General features: G+C 34.6%; 1 pseudogene. It reads right to left on the bottom strand.

Annotated features, from left to right (window positions below):
- Nucleotides 1–157: pseudogene (locus SB689_RS24060) on the bottom strand (tRNA (N6-isopentenyl adenosine(37)-C2)-methylthiotransferase MiaB); the annotation flags it as partial.
- Nucleotides 158–240 lie beyond the last annotated feature (83 nt).

The following is a 240-nucleotide window of genomic DNA, read 5'->3' as shown; positions in this document are numbered from 1 at the left end:
ACCCCTGTTCATTAAGGATGGATGCAACAATCTCAGAGTCAGAGAAATTCATCTGACAACCATAGCTTTCTAAAAACAATTTTTTAGAATTCTCGGGTCTTTCAGCAATTGCAAAAGCTTCACCCTGTTTTGTCTCGTCTATATATTTTTCCTGCACGATAATCTATTTAAGGTTCTGTATTTAAAATCCAAGGGAATTATTCCGTGAATTTTAATCTACGAACAGATAAGTTTGCAAAG

This window comes from Chryseobacterium sp. SIMBA_038 (assembly GCF_046535115.1).
In the GTDB taxonomy this organism is placed as follows: Bacteria; Bacteroidota; Bacteroidia; order Flavobacteriales; family Weeksellaceae; genus Chryseobacterium.
Note: the sequence above shows the minus strand (reverse complement) of the source record. Positions and strands in the feature narration are given on the sequence as shown.